Annotated in this window: 17 protein-coding genes; 9 read left to right on the top strand and 8 right to left on the bottom strand. The window is 64.2% G+C overall.

Features of this window, described 5'->3' with window-relative positions; genetic code table 11:
- Positions 1-79: 79 nt before the first annotated feature.
- The gene (locus ACQU6B_RS05640) at positions 80-1,795 is read left to right on the top strand and encodes a DEDD exonuclease domain-containing protein (RefSeq protein ID WP_430869065.1); all 1,716 of its coding nucleotides are present in this window, start codon (positions 80-82) and stop codon (positions 1,793-1,795) included.
- Here ACQU6B_RS05640 and trpD read toward each other — a convergent pair.
- On the bottom strand, positions 1,792-2,832 hold the full coding sequence (trpD, locus tag ACQU6B_RS05635; protein WP_430869064.1) for an anthranilate phosphoribosyltransferase: 1,041 nt from the start codon (positions 2,830-2,832) through the stop codon (positions 1,792-1,794). The two genes, ACQU6B_RS05640 and trpD, sit on opposite strands and share 4 nt — an antisense overlap.
- Before the next feature lie 71 nt (positions 2,833-2,903).
- Positions 2,904-3,326 (bottom strand): hypothetical protein, encoded by a 423-nt coding sequence (locus tag ACQU6B_RS05630; protein ID WP_430869063.1) that lies wholly within the window; start codon positions 3,324-3,326, stop codon positions 2,904-2,906.
- 114 nt (positions 3,327-3,440) lie between these two features.
- Here ACQU6B_RS05630 and ctaE point away from each other — a divergent pair, with 114 nt between their 5' ends.
- The 5 genes from ctaE (at position 3,441) to ACQU6B_RS05605 (ending at position 8,363) form a co-directional block, all read left to right on the top strand.
- A complete protein-coding gene (gene ctaE / locus ACQU6B_RS05625; protein ID WP_430869062.1) occupies positions 3,441-4,070 on the top strand; it encodes an aa3-type cytochrome oxidase subunit III in 630 nt (209 codons plus the stop codon).
- Positions 4,071-4,079: 9 nt separating this feature from the next.
- Positions 4,080-4,865, top strand: a complete 786-nt coding sequence (gene qcrC / locus ACQU6B_RS05620; protein ID WP_430869217.1) for a cytochrome bc1 complex diheme cytochrome c subunit — start codon at positions 4,080-4,082, stop codon at positions 4,863-4,865.
- Complete coding sequence (gene qcrA, locus ACQU6B_RS05615; RefSeq protein WP_430869061.1) at positions 4,862-5,935, top strand: cytochrome bc1 complex Rieske iron-sulfur subunit; 1,074 nt, start codon at positions 4,862-4,864, stop codon at positions 5,933-5,935. Before qcrC ends, qcrA begins: the two co-directional genes overlap by 4 nt.
- Positions 5,935-7,554 carry a cytochrome bc1 complex cytochrome b subunit gene (gene qcrB, locus ACQU6B_RS05610; RefSeq protein WP_430869060.1) on the top strand — a complete coding sequence of 540 codons (1,620 nt, stop codon included), beginning with the start codon at positions 5,935-5,937 and terminating at the stop codon, positions 7,552-7,554. Before qcrA ends, qcrB begins: the two co-directional genes overlap by 1 nt.
- A gap of 188 nt (positions 7,555-7,742) precedes the next feature.
- Entirely contained in the window at positions 7,743-8,363 is a 621-nt protein-coding gene (locus ACQU6B_RS05605) for a superoxide dismutase (RefSeq protein ID WP_430869059.1), read from the top strand.
- 104 nt (positions 8,364-8,467) lie between these two features.
- Here ACQU6B_RS05605 and ACQU6B_RS05600 read toward each other — a convergent pair whose 3' ends face one another.
- From ACQU6B_RS05600 to ctaC, 4 genes are all read right to left on the bottom strand, one after another.
- The gene (locus ACQU6B_RS05600) at positions 8,468-9,136 is read right to left on the bottom strand and encodes a potassium channel family protein (protein WP_430869058.1); all 669 of its coding nucleotides are present in this window, start codon (positions 9,134-9,136) and stop codon (positions 8,468-8,470) included.
- Between the two features lie 95 nt (positions 9,137-9,231).
- A complete protein-coding gene (locus ACQU6B_RS05595; protein ID WP_430869057.1) occupies positions 9,232-9,633 on the bottom strand; it encodes a cytochrome c oxidase subunit 4 in 402 nt (133 codons plus the stop codon).
- Between the two features lie 12 nt (positions 9,634-9,645).
- Positions 9,646-11,346 carry an aa3-type cytochrome oxidase subunit I gene (ctaD, locus tag ACQU6B_RS05590; protein WP_430869216.1) on the bottom strand — a complete coding sequence of 567 codons (1,701 nt, stop codon included), beginning with the start codon at positions 11,344-11,346 and terminating at the stop codon, positions 9,646-9,648.
- Between the two features lie 14 nt (positions 11,347-11,360).
- Complete coding sequence (gene ctaC, locus ACQU6B_RS05585; protein ID WP_430869056.1) at positions 11,361-12,233, bottom strand: aa3-type cytochrome oxidase subunit II; 873 nt, start codon at positions 12,231-12,233, stop codon at positions 11,361-11,363.
- 32 nt (positions 12,234-12,265) lie between these two features.
- On the opposite strand from ctaC, the gene ACQU6B_RS05580 reads away from it, so the two are divergent.
- The gene (locus tag ACQU6B_RS05580; protein WP_430869055.1) at positions 12,266-13,396 is read left to right on the top strand and encodes a cysteine desulfurase family protein; all 1,131 of its coding nucleotides are present in this window, start codon (positions 12,266-12,268) and stop codon (positions 13,394-13,396) included.
- A gap of 97 nt (positions 13,397-13,493) precedes the next feature.
- Here ACQU6B_RS05580 and erpA read toward each other — a convergent pair whose 3' ends face one another.
- Both erpA and ACQU6B_RS05570 read right to left on the bottom strand, forming a co-directional pair.
- Entirely contained in the window at positions 13,494-13,847 is a 354-nt protein-coding gene (gene erpA, locus ACQU6B_RS05575) for an iron-sulfur cluster insertion protein ErpA (protein ID WP_430869054.1), read from the bottom strand.
- A gap of 108 nt (positions 13,848-13,955) precedes the next feature.
- On the bottom strand, positions 13,956-15,002 hold the full coding sequence (locus tag ACQU6B_RS05570; protein WP_430869215.1) for a glycerate kinase: 1,047 nt from the start codon (positions 15,000-15,002) through the stop codon (positions 13,956-13,958).
- A 40-nt stretch (positions 15,003-15,042) separates the two neighbouring features.
- Here ACQU6B_RS05570 and nadA point away from each other — a divergent pair, with 40 nt between their 5' ends.
- Both nadA and ACQU6B_RS05560 read left to right on the top strand, forming a co-directional pair.
- Positions 15,043-16,248 carry a quinolinate synthase NadA gene (gene nadA / locus ACQU6B_RS05565; RefSeq protein WP_430869053.1) on the top strand — a complete coding sequence of 402 codons (1,206 nt, stop codon included), beginning with the start codon at positions 15,043-15,045 and terminating at the stop codon, positions 16,246-16,248.
- Between the two features lie 49 nt (positions 16,249-16,297).
- A complete protein-coding gene (locus ACQU6B_RS05560; RefSeq protein WP_430869052.1) occupies positions 16,298-16,891 on the top strand; it encodes a DUF3043 domain-containing protein in 594 nt (197 codons plus the stop codon).
- Positions 16,892-16,951: the final 60 nt, after the last annotated feature.

Here is a 16,951-nt window from a genome sequence, read left to right as displayed (position 1 = left end):
GTAAGTTCGTCCTATGGCACCCCCGCGCTCAATTCCGTCGATTCCTCGGTCACTCGCACCGGGTCAAATTGCAGCGCCGGTGCGGGACCAGCTTGGGGACACCATTCAGCCCGGCTTCGATGACATCGGCGAGCCACTCTCCGCCACAACCTTCGTGGTCGTCGACCTCGAGACCACGGGCGGGTCTCCCGCGACCTCGGCAATCACGGAGATTGGCGCTGTAAAAACGCGTGGCGGCGAGATCGTGGGCGAGTTTCAGACCCTCGTCGATCCCGGGGGTCCGATTCCGCCATTCATAGTGGCGTTGACGGGAATCACGGACGTAATGGTCTACGCCGCGCCCCGTATCGAGGCAGTGCTCCCCGCGTTCCTCGAGTTCCTCGGAGACGCGGTGCTCGTAGCCCACAACGCTCGCTTCGATGTGGGCTTCCTCAAGGCCGCCTGCCGGGCCCACGGCTACCCGTGGCCGGGAAACGAGGTGGTCGACACCCTGACACTCGCGCGGCGGGCGACCACCAAGGAGGAGGCGCCAAACAAGAAGCTCGCCACGCTCGCCCGACTGTTCGGCTCCACGGTGGAACCCAACCACCGCGCCCTGGAGGACGCGCGCGCGACCTCCCAGGTGCTGCACGGACTTTTCGAGCGGCTCGCGGCCTGGGGAATCACGCACCGCGAGGACCTCGACGCCCTGCGCAACCCCGTACCGGATCACCTGCGACGCAAAGCCTCCATGGCGGACACCGTCCCGGCCAAGCCCGGCGTCTACGTCTTCCGCGGCCCTCGGGGCGAACACCTCTACGTCGGCACCTCCAAGAATCTCCGAGCACGGGTGAAGTCCTACTTCACCCGAGGCGAGAAGCGCCGTCAGATTCGAGAAATGTTGGAGCTGGCCGTCAGCGTCGAGTCCCACCCGACCGCGACCATTCTTGAGGCCTCAGTGGTCGAAGTGCGCATGATCGACCAATACCGGCCCCGGTACAACCGGCGGTCCACCCGGCCCGAACGCACCACATGGATCGCGCTGACGGACGAGCGCTACCCGCGCCTCACTATCACCCGGTCCGCGGACGGTAAGGGCACGGTGCTGGGTCCCATGCGCGGCGCCGGGGACGCTCGCCGCGCTCTCGAGGCGCTCCAACACTCATTAAGGCTGCGCACGTGCACGCCCAGGTTGACCGTTGTGCCCCGCGCCGGGTCCCGCGCCTGCATCCTTAGCGACATCGGCGCCTGCGACGCGCCCTGCGTGTCCGGTGCGGACACCGGGTACGACGATGCGGTCGCGGCCGCTCGCGACGCCATCTCACACGACCCCTCCCCCGTGATTGCCGCGCTCGCCCGAAGCGTGGAGCGCCACTCGCAGGCGCAGGAGTACGAGCGCGCAGCTGAGATCCGCGACGCCGCGAGCTCGATCATCGAGGCCGGCATGCGTACGGAGCGCCTCGCCTCGCTACGACGAGTGCGGTTGGTCGCCACGCGCAGGTCGGGCGACGCCTGGGAGATTGTCTCGGTGGTGCACGGCCGCCTCACCGCCAGCGCCCGCACGGACGCTGGCGTCTGGGACGCCGCCGATGCGCTGCAGTCCACGTGGTCAGACGCTCCCGATGCCACGGCAACCCTGATCGAAGAGCAGGAGCTCATCGCCCGCTGGCTCGAGCAACCGGGGACGCGATTGCTCCATATGGAAGGCGACTGGGCGCAACCGCTCGCCAGCGCCGGCCCGCACCACGCCTGGGTAAGCGCGCGCAACTCCGACCACGACCTCGTCCTCGACGTGGCTCGCGGTGACGTACTTTAAGCGTTGCTAGCTTTTGCCCACCGGCTCAACACATCGGCCGCGGCGCCCGAGTCCACTGACTCTCGCGCGAACTCGATCGCGGCAAGCATCCGGTCGGCAAAGCTCCCGTCGACCGTGCCGGGCAGCGTCGCGTCCGCGACGATTCCCGCAGCGGCGTTGAGGAGCACGGTGTCGCGCACCGGGCCCTTGTCTCCGTCCATCACACGGTGCACCACCGACGCGTTGTACTGAGCGTCGCCGCCCTTGAGGTCAGCGGTGTCGATGGCTGGCAAGCCCAGCTCGGTCACGGCGTTGAGCGTCAGCACGTCAATCTCGCCGTTGCGCACCTCCCACACATCCGATGGCGCGGTGGCGGCGAGCTCGTCGAGTCCGTCTCCCCCGCGGAAGACCAGTCCGTCCCGTCCCTTGCGCGCCAGCACTCCCGCGATGACGGGAGCGAGATCGCGGCTCGACGCGCCGATGGCGGACGACTCGGGCTGAGCCGGGTTAGTGAGGGGACCCAGAATGTTGAACGTGGTGGCGATCCCGAGCTCGGACCGGATCGGACCCACGTACTTCATCGAAGAATGGAACAGCGGCGCCGGGCAGAAAGTGATTCCTACCTCGGTCGCGAGCTCCGCGACTCGGTCCGGAGACGCATCGAGGTTGATACCAAGTTGCGAGAGCACGTCCGAGCTGCCGGTGGTCGAGGAGGCGGCCTTGTTGCCGTGCTTAACCACGGTGAGTCCCGCGCCGGCGGTCACGATCGACGCCATCGTGGTGATGTTGACCGTGTTGGCGCCGTCACCTCCGGTACCAACGAGGTCCACCGAGCGCACCGGGATCGAAATCTTGATCGCGTGGTCCAGCATCGCGTCGACCAGGCCCTCTACCTCCGCGGGGGTCTCACCCTTGACGCGTAGGCCTGCAAGGAACGCCGCCATCGGGACCGCGGTGGCCTCGCCGGTCAAAATCTGATCCATGATCCACCGAGTGTCAGCGGTGTCCAGATCCTCGCCATTCACGAGCCGGCTAAGAATGTCGCGCCACGATGCCATGATCAAACCCCCGATTTACAGCCTGATAGATAGAACGGCTACGGCGGCGAGCCGCCCGTAACGGTGCGTCGCTAGACGGACGCGGGAGCGAAGAACTCGTCGACGGCGTCGCGGACCACGAACGGGTCGAGCGGGTGCGCCACCGCAGCATCTGCCTCGGCCCAAGTCGCGAGCCAGGCGTCACCAGGACGCCCCACCAGCAGCAGTACCGGAGGGCAGTCGAAGTACTCGTGCTTCATCTGGCGGCAAATACCCATGCCGCCGGACTTTGCGGCCTCGCCGTCCAGGACCACCAGGTCGTACTGGCCGGCATCGAGTAGCCCAATGACCGCATCGTGCGTGGCGGACTCGGTCCACTCAATAGGGCGCCCATGGGTCTTGGAGCCCACAGCGAAGCGCACCTTCTCGCGTACATTCCTGTCGTCTGAATAAATCAGAATCGATACCTTCGCGGGGTTCACCGCTCCATCCGTGTGCTTCGCCACATCGCTCATGTCGCCCATTTTGGCACGACTTGCACGCATCGCACTGCGCTGACACCCGGACACGGCGGCATCCTGGCCTGTCGATGGCACACAAGGCCGCCTATTTACGCAATAATGGGCGTCATGTCCCAAGCCACGACTATGCCGTCACCCATCCATGCGACGCGGCCCAATCAGGTGGCCGTTGGCACCATCGTCTGGCTCAGCTCTGAACTTATGTTCTTCGCTGGGTTGTTCGCGATGTACTTCACCTTGCGGGCGCAGGTCCCCGAGGTGTGGGCAGCCGACGCGCAACTGTTGAACGTCAAGTTCGCCGCCATCAATACCACCATTCTGGTGCTGTCTTCATTTACGGCGCAGGCGGGAGTGCTCGCCGCAGAGCGCTACCAGCGTCGCCGCACCGGCCGGCTTTGGCAGGTCAAGCGCTGGGGCATGCACGAGTGGTTCGTGCTTACCTTCATCATGGGCTCCGTCTTCATCGGCGGCCAGGTGTTCGAGTACGCCGAGTTGATCTCGGAGGGCATGACAATTTCCTCCAGCGCGTACGGCTCGGCCTTCTACATCACGACCGGCTTCCACGGAATTCACGTGCTCGGCGGTCTCATCGCGATGCTGTTCGTCCTCGGGCGTTCTTTTGCCGCACGCAAGTTTGGAAACCACGAGGCGACCACCACCATCGTGGTGTCCTATTACTGGCACTTCGTTGACGTCGTATGGGTCGCCTTGTTCGCCGTGATCTACCTGGTTCAGTAGGGATTAATGATGAAAGCACTCGCTAATAAGCGGTACCACAAGGCAGCACCCCTCATGCTGGTACTCCTGCTGCTCGCCGGCATTACCGGCGTTGCCGCAGTGACAACTAGCTCGCCAGCTACCGCCGCGACCCAGGTCACCGAGGACGACGTCGTCCAGGGAGAGAAGATCTTCGCGGCCAACTGCGCTACCTGCCACGGCATGGACGCACAGGGCCAGGAGGACATCGCGCCCTCACTCGTAGGAGTGGGTGCCGCATCCGTCGACTTCCAGGTCGGCACCGGCCGCATGCCCATGCAGATGTCCGGCCCGCAGGCGCAGGCCAAGATGCCTCAGTTCGACCAGCCGCAGATTGACCTGCTGGCCGCGTACGTCACCTCGCTCGGTGCGGGACCGGCGGTTCCGACCGCTGAGCAGGTCGATGGCTCGCTTGGCGATCCCGCGATGGGCATGGAGCTCTTCCGCATCAATTGCGCGATGTGCCACGGAGCCGGAGCAAATGGCGGTGCGCTGACGCAGGGCAAGTTCGCGCCCTCGCTCTGGGAGACCACGCCGACCCACATTTACGAGGCCATGTTGACCGGTCCCCAGTCGATGCCGGTGTTCAACGACGACAACATTTCCTCGCAGGGTAAGACGGACATCATCGCCTTCCTCGAGCAGCAGCGCGAGCCGTCAGCCGGAGGCCTGAAGCTCGGAGCCCTCGGCCCCGTCTCAGAGGGCTTCTGGGCCTGGCTAATCGGCATCGGACTAATTATTGGCGCCACGGTGTGGGTAGGAGCACGTTCTTCATGAGCCAGTCAGATCAGCAGCAGGATAATTCGGTACCGGAGTCCTTCGAGGACCCGGGTGTGCCGTACCACCGTCCGCGTCTCGCGGATAAGGACCCCAAGGCAGCCAAGCGGGCCGAGCGCCAGGTAGCGGCACTCTTTGGCGTCTCGATCCTCGGCACGATCATCGCTATCTGGGCCTACTTTGGCCTCAACGAGATCAGCGACGACACCGAGTCGATCATGCAGGTGAACACCACCATCGGCATCGGCATCATGCTCGCCATGTTCGGCATCGGATTCGGGGCCATTCACTGGGCCAAGACCCTGATGCGCGACCACGAGATGGTTGAGGAACGCCACGAACTTCGCTCGTCCGACGAGGGCCGAGCCGGCGCCATCCAGAACCTCAAGGACGGCGTGGTCGACTCCGGAATCGGAGCGAGCGCCGACGGCGTCCCGCGACGCGGGCTACTTAAGGGCACGCTGATTACCGCGGTGCTCCTCGCTCCCCTAGCGATTCTGGTCCCCCAGATCGGCAACATGGGTGGCGACTGGGACATCAACGCCCTGCGCCACACCATGTGGAAGAAGGGCACCCGCCTCGCACGGGACCCCGAGGGCACGCCCATCAAGGCTTCCGACGTCACGATCGGCTCCGCGTTCCACGTGATCCCCGAGGGGCTCAACGAACTGGAGCACCACAAGCTCGAGGAGAAGGCCAAGGCCATCGTGCTCATGGTCCGCCTCGACCCCCGTGACCTGAACCTCCAGCCCGGCCGCGAGGATTGGTCGTTCGACGGCATCATCGCTTTCTCGAAGGTGTGCACGCACGTCGGTTGTCCTGTCGCTCTGTACGAGCAGCAGACGCACCACCTCCTGTGCCCGTGCCACCAGTCAACCTTCGACGTCGCCAACGGCGCCAAGGTAGTGTTCGGCCCCGCCAAGAGGCCTCTGCCGCAGCTTCCCATCGCTATTGACGACGAGGGCTACATCATCGCGCAAAGCGACTTCGACGAACCGGTTGGACCGAGCTACTGGGACCGACTCAAGACACCCGCCCCATCCCCGATCGTTGAGGAGGCTGGCCACTAATGGGAACCAAGATCAATAACGCTGCCGCCGGCACCGCGAACTACGTCGACGAGCGCACGTCCATCGGTGGCTTCGTCAAGTTCTTCGCACGGAAGATCTTCCCCGACCACTGGTCGTTCATGCTCGGCGAGGTCGCGCTGTACTCGTTCGTGGTGTTGCTCATCTCGGGCGTCTTCCTCACCGCCTTCTTTGTGCCCTCCATGGACCTCATCATCTACGACGGCACCTTCCCCACGATGCAGGGTGTCGAGATGTCGCGGGCGTTCGCGTCCACCCTGGACACTTCGTTTGAGATCCCTGGCGGTCTCCTGATGCGTCAGATCCACCACTGGGCCGCCCTGCTGTTCACGGCGTCGATCCTCATCCACATGGCACGCGTGTTCTTCACTGGAGCATTCCGCAAGCCTCGCGAGATCAACTGGTTGGTCGGCTTCACGCTGATGATCATGTCGCTCGCGGCTGGATTCACCGGCTACTCGCTTCCCGACGACGTGCTCTCCGGCAACGGACTGCGGATTATCGACGGCATCCTCAAGGCGATCCCTATCATCGGCACGTACATGTCGTACTGGCTGTTCGGAGGGGAGTTCCCCGGCGAGGTGCTGATCCCCCGAATGTTCACGGCGCATATTTTGCTTGTGCCCGGGATCATCCTCGGATTGATTGCTCTGCACCTGTTCCTGGTCTTCCTCCACAAGCACACCCAGTACCCGGGTGGTGGGCGCACGCACAAGAACGTCGTGGGACTCCCGCTGTTCCCCGTGTACACGGCCAAGGCCGGCGGATTCTTCTTCGTCGTCTTCGGTGTCATCGCGTTCATGGCGGCGTTCTTCACCATCAACCCGGTGTGGAACTACGGTCCTTACGACCCCTCCCCCGTTTCCGCAGGCACCCAGCCCGACTGGTACATTCTGTTTGTTGACGGCGCCCTGCGCCTCATGCCCGGTGAGCTCTTTGGCGTCATTCCGACGGAGTGGGTCATCGGCGGCTACACGCTCTCCTGGAACCTGTTGATCCCGGGCCTCATCATGCCGGCGCTGCTGTTCGGATTTATGGCGCTCTACCCGTGGATTGAGTCCTGGGCCACCGGCGACCGCGGCGAGAAGCACGTGCTCGACCGACCACGCAACGCGCCCGTCCGTACGGGCATAGGCGTTGCCGTCATCACGTTCTACGTGATCCTCGTCCTCGAGGGCTCAAACGACATCGTCGCCACCCTGTTCCACCTGTCGCTCAACGACCTGACCATCTTCTTCAGGTACGCGATCTTCATCTTGCCTGTGGTTGCGTTCATGGTGACCAAGAGGTTCTGTCTTGGGTTGCAACGCAAGGACCGGGAGTTGGTCCTGCACGGCAACGAGACTGGCAGAATTGTCCGCCACGACGACGGCGAGTACATCGAGGTCCACGAGCCGCTCGACGACCAGGCCTTCTGGATCCGAGTGTCCTACGACGACATCAAGCCGAGCGTGGTTGCACCGTCGGAGAACCACCGCGGGGTGCAGCGCAAGGGCCACAAGTTCGACCGCTTCAAGCACCGACTGTCGCGCTTCTACTACGAGGAGCGGGTGTCGCCCGTGACGCCCGCCGAGCTCGAAGAGGCAAAGCACCACCACTAGACCTATTCAAAGCAAAGTGCCCGTCCAGGGAATCTTGGGCGGGCATTTTGCGTTTGACCAGGTAAGACCCCGAAGAGTCAGCAGATCTCCCGCGGTGCGCCAAGCGATTTTGGTGCCGCGGGGATAGGCTCGAGGGGTTCCCAGAAAAGCTCCAGTCGAACCGGCTGGGCACGACCTAAGGAGATTCAATGGGCGACTACAGCCTTCCAGATCTTTCCTATGACTACGGCGCACTCGATCCCCACGTCGCGGGCGAAATCATGGAGTTGCACCACAGCAAGCACCACGCGGCCTACGTCGCTGGAGCCAACACCGCCCTCGAGAAGATGGCAGAGGCCCGCGATTCCGAGAACTTCGCGACCGTGCCGATGCTCGAGAAGAACCTCGCGTTCAACCTCGGTGGCCACATCAACCACTCGATCTTCTGGACCAACATGTCTCCCGATGGCGGGGACAAGCCCGTGGGCGACCTCGCGGCCGCCATCGACGAGCACTTCGGATCCTTCGAGGGCTTCCGCGGACACTTCACGACCACCGCCATGACCATCCAGGGCTCTGGCTGGTCGATTCTCGCGTGGGACACCCTCGGCGAGAAGCTGATCATTGTCCAGCTGTACGACCAGCAGGGCAACCTGCCCATCGGCGTCATCCCGCTGCTCATGCTCGACATGTGGGAGCACGCGTTCTACCTTCAGTACCGCAACGTGAAGGCGGACTACGTCAGCGCGTGGTGGAACGTCGTCGACTGGGCCAACGTCCAGTCACGCTTCGCCACGGCGCGCACGCAGGGCGCTGGGCTCATCGCCTAGGTCTTTATAGCCGCGGAGACTCATCCGTTGGCGTGGAGGGGCTGGTTCTCAAACGAACCGGCCCCTCTTTCCATGTCCGGAAGGTTCCGCTCGTCGGATACGGACTACTCAGGCTCGGTGTTCATGCGCCACCGAGTGCTTCCGACGCCCACCAGGCGCGCAATCACGATGGCGATGAAGAGTGTCCCCAGCACCGCCTCTAGCGAGGCGAAGGAGCGTGCCCAGTCTGTGACGGGCACGATGTCGCCGTACCCCAGAGTGGAGATGGTGACGTAACTGTCGTAGAACAGGGCCTGCCAGGTGACCGAGCCGCCGCCGTTCGTGTTGTCGATAAAGCTGCCGGGGTACGCGAACTCGATCTGGCTGGAGATAACGCCAAAGACACCGCCCAGGAGCAGATACGCGGAGACCGCGATAAGGACCAGGTCCACGGTGCGGGAATGGTGCGATGGCTGCATCAGACGGCGTACGAGCACTATCAAGAGCACCAGTTGGAACAGGCCGATCGCTGCCAGCAGGATCACCGTGGCCTCGGAGTCGTCCTGATGCAGCGCGAACCACACGGCCGCAAAAATGAGGAAGATGACGACCGGGGCGATGGGCCACTTGGCGCGCGGATGCACTGCGACCTCGCGCACGCCGAACATGATCACGCCGCTGTACACGAGCAGGTAGGCGACCGTCCACCACGTCCCGTAGTTGGTGATGGGGTAGCCGAACTGCAGCACCACCAAGCTGCCCAGCAATATCCACAAGCTGCCGCGAATGCTCATGACTCACCTCCCCCAACCTAACCTAGCGGTCCCGTCTAATGCAGTAGGGCCGACTCCCCCGTTGGGGAATCGGCCCTACTTAAACGTACAAAACCTTAGTGCGCGTGCTGGCCGCGTGAGAACTCAAATACCCAGCCGACGATGCCGATGATGAACACGAAGATGGCGGGCCAGAGGATCCACCAACCCACCGCCAGCGCGGTGAAGCCGAGCGCCGCGGATGCCGCGAGCACCAGCGGCCACCAGCTCCAGGGAGCGTAGACACCCTGCTCGCCACCCGTCTCGATGATCTCGCCATCGTTGCGGTCCTCGGGACGAACCCCGTGGCGCTTGTCGAGCATGTAGAAGTACACGCCGATCATCAGGAACAGTCCGCCGGTCAGCAGGATCGCGACGAATCCTACCCACTCTTCCCAACCGTTGAAGATGCCGTAAAGCACTGCAACAACGAGGAAGAAGATGGCCGGTAGATTAAAGAGCTTCGCTGCAATATTCATAGTCGAAGAGTCCTAACTCACCTTGGGGTGATCGGCGTCGTCACGCTCGGCCTGATAGTGATCGATCGCCGCAGCACCGGGGTGGTGAAGGTCGAAGGCTGGCCGCTCGGATCGGATACGCGGGATGGAGGTGAAGTTGTGTCGCGGCGGCGGGCAGGAAGTAGCCCACTCGAGCGAGTTTCCAAAGCCCCACGGGTCGTCAACGGTGACCTTGGGAGCCTTCCGCGACGTGCGGTACACGTTCCACAGGAACGGCAGGGTCGACAGCGCGAGGATGAACGCTCCGACCGTGGATACCTGGTTCATGCCTGTGAAGCCGTCTTCGGGGAGGTAGTCGACGTAGCGTCGCGCCATGCCCTGCACGCCCAGCCAGTGCTGGATCAGGAACGTGGTGTGGAAGCCGATGAAGAGGAGCCAGAAGTGGATCTTTCCCAGCCGCTCGTCGAGCATCTTGCCGGTGAACTTAGGCCACCAGAAGTAGAAGCCCGCGAACATCGCGAACACCACGGTGCCGAAGACCACATAGTGGAAGTGGGCAACCACGAAGTACGAGTCTGACACCGGGAAGTCCAGCGGCGGGGCCGACAGGATGACGCCAGTGAGGCCACCGAACAGGAAGGTGATGAGGAAGCCGATCGCCCAGAGCATGGGCGTCTCGAAGGATATCTTTCCTCTCCACATTGTTCCTATCCAGTTGAAGAATTTGACGCCCGTAGGCACCGCAATCAACATGGTCATGAACGCGAAGAACGGAAGGAGAACAGCCCCGGTGACGTACATGTGGTGGGCCCACACGGTGACGGAGAGCGCGGCGATCGCGATGGTCGCGTACACGATGCCGTGGTAGCCGAAGAGCGGCTTGCGGGAGAATACCGGGAGGATCTCGGTGACGATGCCGAAGAACGGCAACGCGATGATGTAAACCTCAGGGTGCCCGAAGAACCAGAACAGGTGCTGCCACAGAATGGCTCCGCCGTTGTCGGGGTTGAAGATCTGTGCGCCCATCCGCCGGTCAGCTCCCAGCGCGAGCAGCGCGGACGCGAGGGGCGGGAAGGCCACCAGGACGAGCATCGACGTGACGAGCGTGTTCCACGTGAAGATGGGCATGCGGAACATCGTCATTCCGGGAGCACGCATCGTCACGATGGTGGTGATGAAGTTCACCGCACCCAGGATGGTTCCGAATCCACCGAGCGCGAGACCGAAGACCCACAGGTCTCCGCCGACTCCCGGGGAGTAGACAGCGTTGCTCAGCGGCGCGTACGCGAACCAGCCGAAGGACGCCGCGCCCTGAGGGGTGAAGAAACCTGCCGAGGCGATGAGGCCACCAAAGAGGTAGAGCCAGAAGGCGAACATGTTCAGACGCGGGAACGCCACGTCGGGCGCGCCAATCTGCAGCGGCATGATCACGTTGGCGAAGCCCGCGAACAGCGGCGTCGCGAACAGCAGCAGCATGATGGTGCCGTGCATCGTGAACAGCTGGTTGTACTGCTCCGCGGACTGGACAATCTGCATTCCGGGCTCGAACAGCTCCGCGCGAATGACCAGCGCCATCAGGCCGCCGATGCAGAAGAAGATGAACGACGTCACCAGGTACATGTACCCGATGGTCTTGTGGTCAGTGGAGGTGATCCACTTGATCACCAGGCGTCCCTTAGTGTGAGGCGAGGTTGCGGTGGGCTCAGACGCCGCGGCGTCCGGCGATGCTTCCATGATGTCGGTGGCCATTATTCGTTGGTCTCCTCGTGGTCCTGGGTCATCTTGACGACCTGGTCACGGCTGTATTCCAGACCAATCTGGCCCTCGTAGCCTTCGTCGCGCAGTTCCTGCATGTGTGCGTCGTACTCCTCGCGGTCCACGACCTCGACGTTGAACAACATTGAGGCGTGGTACTCGCCGCAGAGCTCTGCGCACTTGCCCTTGTATGTGCCCGTCTGGGTGGGGATCACCTGGAAGCTGTTGGTGCGCCCCGGAATGGTGTCCTCCTTGTAGAGGAACGCCGGGATCCAGAAGGAGTGGATGACGTCACGCGAGTTAAGGATGAACTCGACCCGCTCGTTCACCGGTAGGTAAAGGGTGGGGAGGGTTTCCTCGACACCGGTCTCACCGGTGAGGGTGGCCTGAACGCCGGCCGAGTAGACGTCGTCGTCTACGTAGTTGAAGTCCCAGCTCCACTGCTTGCCGATCACCTGAATGGTGAGGTCGGGGGTTGCCGAGTCATCCTGGAGGGCACTGATGTCCTCCGCGGTGAACTTGAACAGGACGCCGACCATGAGGAGCGGCAACACCACGTACATGAGCTCGAGCGGCACGTTCGCACGCGTCTGAAGTGGCAACTTGTTGTCGCCCTTGCGCTTGCGATAGACGGCGACGCACCACAAAATCAGGCCCCACGTAATCACACCGACGGCGAGAGCCGCGATCCAGGAGCCGTTCCACAGCGTAATGATGCGGCCGGTCTGGTTAGTGATGTCGGGCGTGCTTGGAAGCGCGCCGTTCTCGATCCCTTCTACACAACCAGTGAGCAGGAGCATTACAGCTGCCGTGCCGGTTGCGCCTAGGGCATAACGGAGTGTTCTGGGGCGGGATACTTTGGACACGCGGTTAGTCTAGCGCGCGATACCGTGAGGGCATGTCAGCCACCCGCATGTTTTTGGATTCGAGCGGCTCCGCGCCACTGACCCCCCGTGTGACCGATGCCCTCAGGGCCGGTTTCGCGGACGGATGGGCGGATCCCAATCGCCTTCACGCCGAGTCACGCCGCGCGCGCGCGTTAGTAGAGGGGGCCCGCGCTGCCGTCGCCGACGTGCTCGGCGCGCAGACCGAGTACGTCCATTTCACTCCCTCCGTGAACATCGCTTTCGAGCGGGTGACGGCCGGCATCTGCGCGGCGCGGCGCGGTCGGGACCGCGCGGTGGTGTCGGCGATCGAGCGCGACGCGCTTCTCGACTCCGCTCACCACGTCACGCGGGGCCACGTCGATCTGGTCTCCGTCGACTCCCTCGGACACCTTGACCTCGCGCAATTCAGTTCCCTGACAAGCGACCCGGCCACCGCGGTGGCCGCGGTGCAGCACGCCAATCACGAGATCGGCACAGTACAGCGGCTCGCTGATATTCATGCCATTACCCAGGAGCGGTCAGTGCCGCTCATCGTCGACGCGACGGCCAGCATCGGCCACATCGAGGCCCCACAAGATTGGGACGCCTTAGTCGCGAACCCGGCGGACTGGGGCGGCCCGGCCGGCCTCGGGGTAGTTGCCATGCGGCCGCAGACCCGTTGGCTCCAGGCGTGGCCCGACGGCGACCCGTGGGCACCCGGCGGCATCTCGGTGCCGCTGGCGCTGGCCGCCGCCGTCGCGCTCCAGGAGCGGGTGGAGCAGCAGCAGGAAACAGCAACTCGCCTCGGCGGGTATGTAGACGAGATCCGGGCGGCGTTCGACAACCTTGAGGAGGTGGCGGTCGTCGGTGACACCAACGAGCGACTCCCCCACGTCCTCACCGCGGCGTTCCTCTACCTCGACGGTGAGCCGCTCGTGACTCGACTCGACCGCGAGGGGATCGCAGTGGGGTCTGGATCGGCGTGCGGAAAGGAAACCTTCGAGCCCAGTCGGGTGCTCGAGGTGATGGGCGCACTCACGCACGGAAACCTTCGCGTGGGTCTGCACCCGGGGATCGCCCATGAGGATGTCCGCCGCTTCATCGAGGTGTTGCCGCGGGTGATCTCCGATGTGAAGTCGGATATGGGTGTGTTCGGCTCGTAACCCGAACTGGGCTCTTCCGTCTTCAAGAGGAGACGCAAACGGGCGGCGGGGCCATCGCTGGCCCACACCGCCCGTTCTGCGCTAAGACGCGTCTCGCTTAGCTGAAGGAGTCTCCGCATGCGCAGGAACTTGCCGCGTTCGGGTTGTCGATCGTGAAGCCCTGCTTCTCGATCGTGTCGGCGAAGTCGATCGTCGCACCATCGAGGTACGGCACCGACATCTTGTCGACTACAACTCCAACACCGTCGAAGTCCTTGCGAACGTCGCCGTCGAGCGTGCGCTCGTCAAAGTAGAGCTGGTAGATCAGACCCGAGCAACCACCAGGCTGCACCGCAAGGCGCAGATTGAGGTCGTCGCGGCCCTCTTGCTCCAACAGGCTCTTGACCTTGCCTGCGGCGGCGTCGGTAATGACCACTCCATGCGTGGCGGTCTCTGTCGCGGTATCAGTCATATGCCGCTCCTCTCTCTAGGTCTGTAACTAATAGCGTACGCCGTGTTGCGGATATTCCCAGCAATCTGGGAAAAGTCGCCAAGTTGAGCCGATACGGGGCTCTCGCGCCTACGTTCGCGGCGTCCAGGTCTGCGCTACCCGGCCAAGTTGCGCGGCGAGCGCGTCGGCTCCGTGTCCCGCCTCGTAGACGGCGGCCACGCCTGCCGCCATCAGGTCCCGCCTACCGATGTGGACTTCGGGGGCGACCGCGACCACTGGTACGGCGGCCACGGAGGCCGCCCGAGCGAGCGCGCTTGCGATTCCGTGGTCGAGGCTCGTCGGCGACAGCGTCGGGGACAGCGCGACCGCGACGGCGACGTCGCCTTCTAAAGCGCGGGCTACCCCCGCGGCATCAGCGAGATAACCCGCAGCATCAGTCACGATGCGCCCGCCTAGCGCGGCCAGGCAGTAGGCGAGGCCCGATGCCGCTCCCGTGCCAGGTTGGTCTGATAGACGGGACGAACCCACCAGCATCGGCCGCGAGGAGACTGCGTCCACCTCACGGGCAATCCCCGTCCAGCGCTCCTCCTGCGCCTGCGCGGCGACAGAAACCGCGGCGTCGGCCTCGCGGCCATCGCGCAGCGCGGAGCTCATGCCGTGGAAGCCCAATAGGGGGCGGTCGGTGGTGGTCAGAATCACGATGTCCAAGGACGCGAGCCCCGCGCGCGCCGCGCCTACCAGCGAGGGCGTCTCTGCCCCACTGCCCCACAGCAGCGTCGCGTCCCCCGCGCAGTCTGCGTTGCCGACCGGCACAATCACCGTGATCCGGCGCGCATCCGCCTGTGCCATCGCGGCGAGGCCGAGCAGGCCGGAGGCTAGGTCGAGCGGGTTCCACCGGGAGTCGCGCCCCGACGGCACCACCATGAGGGCGCCAGCGTCAGCCTCGGAGCGACCCTGGTCGGCAAACGGAACCGCGTCGATTCCCCCGACCCGGCTGCGGGAGCCCGCCACGGCATCGGCCGACCGCGGACCGCCGTCGCCGATCGCGAATGCGTCGATCTCAACGTGAGGCGCCGCCTCACCCCAGGCTCGAACCGCTACGTCGCGAGCGGAATCCGCCGCGACGGGGTGTGGACCCGTCGCGTCCCACTCCTGGCACACCATCACTACACGCATGCTCACTAGTGTGCCCTGCGGACCGTGCCACAATGGACGGATGACTTCGACGTTCAGCGAACCGTCCGAATCGCCGGCCCTGTTGTTACTTGGGGACCGCCGCGACCCGATGTCCGAGCGCGGAGTGGATTGCCCCGGCGACCTTCCCGAGGCCTCGGACTCCGACCTCGTGCGCCGTGCGACCGTCGCCAAGGAGGCGCTCGGCGAGCGCGTCTTCATCCTGGGGCACCACTACCAGCGCGACGAGGTCATCCAGTTCGCGGACGTCACCGGGGACTCCTTCAAGCTCGCGCGCGACGCGGCGGCCCGCCCGGCCGCGGAGTTCATCGTTTTTTGCGGCGTCCACTTCATGGCGGAGAGCGCGGACATCCTCACGGACGACTCGCAGGCCGTGATCCTGCCGGACATGGCGGCCGGCTGCTCGATGGCCGACATGGCGAACATCAACCAGGTCGAGGACGCGTGGGAACAGCTAGCAGAGGCTGGTTTTGCGGACGTCACCGTTCCCGTCACGTACATGAACTCGACGGCCGCGATCAAGGCCTTCTGCGGCCGCAACGGCGGGGTGGTGTGCACGTCCTCGAACGCAGAGGTGGCGATGCGCTGGGCTTTCGACCGGGTTGGCGGGGTCGAGGGAACCGGCAAGGTGCTGTTCATGCCCGACCAACACCTCGGGCGCAACACCGCTGTCCTGCAACTTGGCCTGTCACTGGACGAGTGCGTCGTCTACGACCCCCGCAAGCCCCTGGGCGGCAACACCGCCGAGGAGATGGCCGCCGCGCGCGTGATTCTGTGGAAGGGCCACTGCTCAGTGCACGGCCGGTTCCGCAAGGTCAACGTCGATAAGGCTCGGGCGCAGATCCCCGGCATCAATGTGCTCGTACACCCCGAGTGCACGCACGAGGTAGTGCTGAGCGCGGACTACGTGGGCTCGACCGAGTTCATCATCCAGACCCTCGACGCCGCCGAGCCCGGCTCCGCTTGGGTGATCGGCACTGAGCTGAACCTGGTGCGCCGGCTAGCGAACGCGCACCCTGACAAGGAGATCCTGTTCCTAGAGGACACCGTCTGCTTCTGCTCGACGATGAACCGAATCGACCTTCCGCACCTGGTGTGGACGCTAGAGTCGCTTCTCGCCGGCGAGGTACCCAACCGCGTAGCCGTTGACGCCACGACCCAGGAGCAGGCTAAGGTCGCGCTAGACCGCATGCTGGCCCTGCCCGCCAAAGACGCAAGCAAGGACTAGCACTTTTCGCCCGAGCGCCCATGGGCGCACCACGAGATTTAAGGAAATAATGTTTAGCAAGAACGACAAGTCCACCCCTGAGCCTGTCGAGCCGACGCTCACGCCCGCAGAGGCAGAGGCAGCCGCCCTCAAGAAGGGCCGCCCCACCCCCACCCGCAAGGAGCAGGAGGCCAAGAACCAGCGCGGCCTCGTCATCGACCCCAAGGCTGACTCCAAGGAGCGCAAGGCCAAGGTGCGCGCCGAACGCGAGTCGCAGTACCAGGCCATGCGCAATGGCGACGAGCGGAACATGCCGCTGGAGCACCGTGGACCCGAGCGCCGGTTCCTGCGCGACTTCGTCGACGCCCGCACGTCCATCGGCGAGTTCCTGCTGCCCCTGTCCATCGTGTTCGTCATCGGCTCGTTGTTCCTCAACGACGCGCCCATCGGCGGCTCACTCATCCTCGTGTTCTACGTGTTCGTCTTCGCCGCCGCGATCGATACCTGGCTCATGACTCGCCGCCTCAAGAAGCACTTCATCGCCAAGTTTGGCGACGGCAAGCTGCCGCGCGGATGGGTCTTCTACGTCATCTCCCGTCACTTCAACATGCGTCGCTTCCGCGTCCCTCGCCCCAAGATCAAGCGCGGCGAGTTTCCCGTCTAACCTGGCGTTCCGCGCACGTGTCTGAAGACTCTTCTCACGTGCGCGGAACCCTCGTTACGC

Source organism: Demequina aurantiaca, assembly GCF_050598105.1.
GTDB lineage: Bacteria > Actinomycetota > Actinomycetes > Actinomycetales > Demequinaceae > Demequina > Demequina aurantiaca_A.
Note: the sequence above shows the minus strand (reverse complement) of the source record. Positions and strands in the feature narration are given on the sequence as shown.